The sequence below is a fragment of the Granulicatella sp. 20925_1_28 genome (assembly GCF_041433575.1).
Taxonomy (GTDB): Bacteria; Bacillota; Bacilli; order Lactobacillales; family Aerococcaceae; genus Granulicatella.
The window spans coordinates 42,027-48,026 of record NZ_JAPWBS010000011.1 but is presented as its reverse complement, the minus strand read 5'-3'; the positions used below and the strand labels follow the sequence as shown (position 1 = coordinate 48,026).

Annotated in this window: 6 protein-coding genes; 5 read left to right on the top strand and 1 reads right to left on the bottom strand. The window is 39.6% G+C overall.

Going from position 1 to position 6,000, the window contains the following annotated elements; translation table 11 throughout:
• Nucleotides 1-209 precede the first annotated feature (209 nt).
• The 5 genes from O3793_RS06470 (at nucleotide 210) to O3793_RS06450 (ending at nucleotide 4,662) form a co-directional block, all read left to right on the top strand.
• Nucleotides 210-581: a CidA/LrgA family protein gene (locus O3793_RS06470; RefSeq protein ID WP_048782867.1), complete on the top strand. Its 372-nt coding sequence runs from the start codon at nucleotides 210-212 to the stop codon at nucleotides 579-581.
• Nucleotides 559-1,254: an LrgB family protein gene (locus tag O3793_RS06465; protein ID WP_371446325.1), complete on the top strand. Its 696-nt coding sequence runs from the start codon at nucleotides 559-561 to the stop codon at nucleotides 1,252-1,254. The genes O3793_RS06470 and O3793_RS06465 overlap by 23 nt, the downstream gene beginning before the upstream one ends.
• Nucleotides 1,255-1,411: 157 nt before the next feature.
• Nucleotides 1,412-3,040, top strand: coding sequence for an alpha-glucosidase (locus O3793_RS06460; protein WP_371446324.1), 1,629 nt, complete (start codon nucleotides 1,412-1,414; stop codon nucleotides 3,038-3,040).
• Between the two features lie 204 nt (nucleotides 3,041-3,244).
• The gene (locus O3793_RS06455) at nucleotides 3,245-3,982 is read left to right on the top strand and encodes a hypothetical protein (RefSeq protein WP_371446323.1); all 738 of its coding nucleotides are present in this window, start codon (nucleotides 3,245-3,247) and stop codon (nucleotides 3,980-3,982) included.
• Between the two features lie 110 nt (nucleotides 3,983-4,092).
• A complete protein-coding gene (locus O3793_RS06450; RefSeq protein ID WP_371446322.1) occupies nucleotides 4,093-4,662 on the top strand; it encodes a hypothetical protein in 570 nt (189 codons plus the stop codon).
• 459 nt (nucleotides 4,663-5,121) lie between these two features.
• On the opposite strand, the gene tehB is transcribed toward O3793_RS06450, so the two are convergent.
• A complete protein-coding gene (gene tehB, locus O3793_RS06445) occupies nucleotides 5,122-5,982 on the bottom strand; it encodes an SAM-dependent methyltransferase TehB (RefSeq protein ID WP_371446321.1) in 861 nt (286 codons plus the stop codon).
• Between the last annotated feature and the right edge of the window lie 18 nt (nucleotides 5,983-6,000).

Here is a 6,000-nt window from a genome sequence, read left to right as displayed (position 1 = left end):
GAAAAGTGATTCACGTAAACAGGACAGATTTAGAACACTAAAAGTAACAAATGTTCACAGGGTTGTAGTTGACTTTCCGTACATTTGAATATACTATGAGGGCAAGTTGGAAGAGATAGCTTTTCCAGACTAAATGTTATAGATGATAGAGACCTGCACGCGATTCGAGCATGGCTTGAATAGGGTGCTTTTTTACTAAAGGAGATCTAATGAAATATTTTAAGCAGTTTGGCTGGATTATGATTGTGACCTGTATTGGTGAAATCATGAAATATTACATCCCTCTTCCAATTCCAGCAAGCATCTATGGACTTGTCTTAATGATGGCTTTATTAATGACGGGTGTTGTTAAAATTGAAAAAGTATATCAAGCAGGAACGTTTTTAATCGAGATTATGTCGTTAATGTTTATTCCGGCTGCCGTTGGAATTATCGAGTCGTGGGATCAATTGCATCGTATTATTGTGCCAGTATCCATCATCACGATTATTACAACATTTGTAGTGATGATTGTTTCGGGGAAAGTAACGCAATACGTCCTCGAGAAAGGAGCCCAAGATGGTGAATCAACTCGTTCTTAATACAGCAACAATCGGGCTCGTGATTAGTATTATCGGTTTTGAAATTGGCGTATTTTTACGTGACCGATACAAATGGCCGATCTTCAATCCGCTACTTGTAGCGATTGTTTTCGTCATTATTGTATTAAATGTCTTTAATATTGACTATGATAGCTATTATGCGAGTGCGGATAACTTAAGCTATCTCTTGACGCCCGCAACGGTCTGCTTAGCGATTCCGTTGTACCAGCAAATTGAACAATTGAAAAAGCATAAAGGTGCCATCTTTGCAGGGATTACGGCAGGGGTGTTGACGAGTCTTTGCACGGTTTGGGTGTTATCAATGCTTTTCCAATTAACGCACGAAGAATACGTAACCTTATTGCCAAAATCCATTACGACTGCCATTGGAATGGGCTTGTCTCAAGAGGCAGGTGGCTATGTGACAATTACTGTAGCGGTGATTATCCTGACAGGGGTTCTAGGAAATATGTTCTGTGAAATCATCTGTAAAGTAACAGGCATTACGCATCCAGTCGCAAAAGGGATTGCGATTGGAACGTCTTCCCATGCGATTGGGACAGCACGTGCCATGCAATTAGGGGAAGTCGAAGGTGCGATGAGTGGTTTATCCATCGTAATTTCGGGAATGATTACTCTCATTGGCACACAAATTTTTGCAGGATTTATTTAAGAAGTGGAGAAAGAGCAGAATTTCTGTTTTTTCTCCTTTTTATTTTGACTTTTGTCATACAAATTTAATGGAATAGTATTCGAAAACGTATAGTATTTATGCGGATTTAGGGCTATGATGGAGATGAACATACTTCATATAGAAAAGAGCGAGCGTTATGGAAAAACATTGGTGGCAAGAAGTCGTCGTTTATCAAATTTATCCACGTAGTTTTAAGGATTCAAACGGGGATGGAATTGGTGATTTAAGAGGGATTATTGAGAAGCTCGATTATTTACACACGCTAGGAATTGGAGCAATTTGGCTCTCTCCAGTATACAAGTCACCTAATGATGATAATGGTTATGATATTTCTGACTATGAAGACATCATGGACGAGTTCGGAACGATGGCGGATATGGAAGAATTGATTGCCGAAGCCGATAAACGCGGGATTAAAATCGTGATGGACCTCGTTGTGAACCATACGTCTGATGAACATCATTGGTTTATTGAGTCAAGAAAAGGAAAAGACAATCCATACCGTGATTACTATGTGTGGGCTGACCCTGCTGAAGATGGCGGTGTGCCGACGGAATTACAGTCAGTCTTTTTAGGTAGTGCATGGAAATACGATGAAGCAAGTGGTCAATATTTCTTGCATTTATTTAGTCAAAGACAACCTGATTTAAACTGGGAAAATGAAAAAGTGCGTCATGAAGTTTATGACATGATGAATTTCTGGATTGACAAGGGCGTTGGCGGATTCCGTATGGACGTAATTGATTTAATTGGGAAAATTCCATTAGAAGGGATTACTTCAAACGGACCAAAATTGCATGAATATTTACAAGAAATGAATGAGGCGACCTTCGGAGATAAAGATTTATTGACGGTTGGGGAAACATGGGGAGCGACACCAGAAATCGCGAAACTCTATTCAAACCCAGAGCGTCATGAATTATCGATGGTCTTCCAATTTGAACATTCACTCTTAGACAATGAGCCAGGGAAAGAAAAGTGGGACCTTAAACCGCTCGATGTAAGTGAATTAAAGGCGGTTCTTTCAAAATGGCAAACGGAACTTGGAAACGAAGGTTGGAATTCACTATTCTGGAACAACCATGATCTACCAAGAATCGTGTCACGCTGGGGAAATGATAAGGAATATCGTGTTCGCAGTGCCAAGGCATTCGCCATTCTGCTACATATGATGAAAGGAACTCCTTATATTTATCAAGGCGAGGAGCTTGGACTGACGAATACTCCAGTTTCTAGCATAGAAGAGTTGGATGATATTGAGTCCATTAATATGTATCATGATCGTATTGCTAGAGGATTTAGCGTTGAGTCGATTATGGAATCTCTAAATGCAAAGGGGAGAGACAATGCGCGTAGACCAATTCCGTGGACTGCCGAAGCGAACGGGGGATTTACAACGGGGACACCTTGGTTAGCTCTCAACCCAAACTACAAAGAGATTAATGTAGAAGCAGAGCTACAAAATCCAGACTCTGTATTCCATACGTATCGAAAACTCATTCATCTTAGAAAAGACCATCCAATCGTGGTTTGGGGCGATTATGAGCTTCTTGAAACGTCTTCTAATGTGTTCGCATATTATCGCACGCTTGGGGAAGAAAGATGGTTAACGGTCGTGAATTTATCAGATTCCGAGGAAGAAATCTCTGTAGATGCCCGATTTAATAAGGTTTTGGTGGCTAATACAGAAAATGAGGTTACAGATTTACACGCTTACAAACTTTCTCCATGGCAAGCCTTTGTAGTGGAATTGTCTGGCAATTGAAACAATTTTCATATATAATGTAAGTGCATAAAAATAGGTAAAATAAATTGTGAAATTTTTGTTAATAACTTTTCACAAACAAAGTTGCTAGATACTGTTGCAATAATAATTAAATTTGTGATAATATATATTTTTCATTCTACAAATGTGAAAAAATATGGTATAATAGTTTGAATAAAAATAAAAGGAGAAAGGGGATGGACGATGAAAGCATTTTTAGTGAAAATACAAGAAGGTTTTAAATCATTAGGTTTAGCGAGTCAATTGGGAATTACGTTAGGCCTATCTTTAGCGATGCTAGCAGGTGTATATGGTATTTCACAAGCGATGAGTCCGATGCAAAAAGTCACTCAAGTCGTAGAAGTACAAACAAGTGCGCCGACAAATTCGTCAACTCCTTCAAGTAGTACTGAAAAGAAAGAAGTCGCCGAGAAAAAGAAAGAGACAACTCAAGCGCCAACAACTGAATCTGTAACCACAGAAAAACAAGTGGTCACTGAAGAAGAAAAGAACACAAGAGAAGTTCAAGGAAATGTTGCTCAGGCAACTCCAAGCCAAGAACGCAGAAGAGAAGAGTCAGAAAATGGTCCTCAGACAAGAGAAGCAACTCCAACTGAAGCACCTACAGTTACTTCAAGTTCAGAAACAGTAGCAACACCACCACAACGATTGAAACCGTTAGGGAATACGGGACAAGAATTTGCAACGTTGGAACAAGCTTTAGCGTGGATGAAAGATCAATTGGACCAATCTTCAAAAGCACAAGAAGCTGGAAAACAAAATTGGGTTTACTCTGGAAGAGCGTATGAAATTCCATGGAGTGACGGGTCTACGACAGCAACCGTTGATTTAACGAAAATTGAGTCTTACACACCAGCTCCTACACCAACAGAAACAACTTCTGCACAGACGTTCGAAACGCCTGGAACAGATCATTTATAAAATTGAGCACTTTGGTAGCAATGCCGAAGTGCTTTTTTGGTGCTTATAGGATAGGAAACAAAGCAGGTTTATGATAAAATAAGCTTATCTTATTATAGGAGTGAATATAAGTGGATAATAAAGGACGTCGTATTTTAAGCGCTATTATCTCGATTGTGATTATTGCAGTGTATGCATTTTTACGTTTCCAACGTTTTCAAGCAAAACAGGAACGCCAAAAAGCGCAGCAAGAGCAAGTGAAAAATTCTCAAGTGGTGCAACAAGCCTTGCAAGATAACCAAAATAAATTAAACGAAGCTGCTGCTAAAATTAAACAAGCAGCGGATAGCGTTAAAGACAAAAACTCAACAACTGAATCAGAAGAGTTGAAGAGTGCTGAAATGAATAAAGAAATCGGAGAAGGATATAATATCGTCAAAAAAGATGGTAAATTCTATATTGTTAAAAACAATGATTTCTCAAAAGCAGTTGAATTAACAGGAGTAACAGAAGCACTTGTAATTCCTACTACAGAAGAAGAGAAAAACTTAAAATATAATGTGCTAGTTGTTAAAAAAGACGGCGAATATCGAGTTGTTGATGAAACAAAAGATGGAAAAGACGTCTTAGTCTTAACAGGTGAAACTATCACTGAAGATACAACATTTGTGTTAAAAGGTGACACGCTGTATATCAAATAACAGGATGCGAGGCAGAAAGACAGAAGACAAAAAAGAGCTCACAGTGTGAGCTCTTTTTGCTTCGTTGTCTTTCGCCCACACAGTTTATTAGACATTCTTGAATCACGAGTGATGAAAAGAATGTCAATAAACCACTGCGTTGAAGTGGATGCGTATAAACATGGAATTGTATAGCAAGTACAAATAACTTCTATGGAAGTCGTTTCTGCCTTTTCGAGTTCAACTATAGGATGTGAGCAATCGCGCTCAGAAATGGAACGTTGGACCGGAACACCGGAAGGGACGTGAAACGTTCCGCGGATGTTTCGGGAAACGCACGCCATTTCTGCGATTGCGAGCTCAACTACACCAGGATGTGAGTCTTCCCATCCAACTACACAAGATAAAAGAAAGGACATCAGCAAATTTGCTGATGTCCTTTTTCGTATTTTATTTAGTATATTGTGATTGCTCACATCTTTATTTTTGCGCCAACATGGTCACAAATCTCATTTTAATACGATTGCCGTTTTCGTCCGTTTTATGCAGTTGGCCAAAGTTTTCATTATATTTATGCAATGTCCAGCCTGTGTAGTAGTCTTTCAATTCGCCGCTTGCAAAAGTCTTAGGGAAGTTCACTGGACATGGCGCGTCTTCTGTCGACATGGCCGCTACGATGAGGTTGAACCCGCCAGGTGCCGTATGGGATTGCATATTTTCAATCACATCAGGAATTGTATACGGATCTACAAACATCAAGACCACTGTTGAAATAATGACGTCATAGAGTCCTCCTGGAATATCTGCGCTCTCAATATTATAAGGTTGAATATCGATATTAAGCCCTTCTGCTTCCGCAATCTGAGATAATTTCGCAAGACTCATCGAGTTGATATCGAGCGAAGTCACATCGAAGCCTTTCTTCGCCAAGTATAAGCTATTTCTTCCTTCGCCACTTCCAAGATCGAGCACCTTTCCTTTAGGAAACTTCGGTGTTGCCTCAATCACTTCTGAGTGTGTACGCGTGAGGTCGTATTTTTTCGAAAAATAATCTTCAGGAGCGCAATAGAAAGTCAGATAACATTTCAAGTCATCACTTGCTGGAGAAACGCGGTGCCATGCTTGAGGTTCGACAAATGGGATTTCAGAATCTTTTGTAAAGAGATGCTGGGATAAAATATTTCCGTCTTCGTCTAGTTCATAGAAGGTAAGCGCGCCTTCTAAAATCGTGAGGTGTGCCCAAGTCCCTACTTTGGTATTATGCATTTTTTGGAAGGGCTCGGGTAAAGTTGTCGCCGTCCAAGTCGGCATTGTTTTATAAGGAATTAATTCGTGCTCCATAAGAAAGCTCCTTTCGAG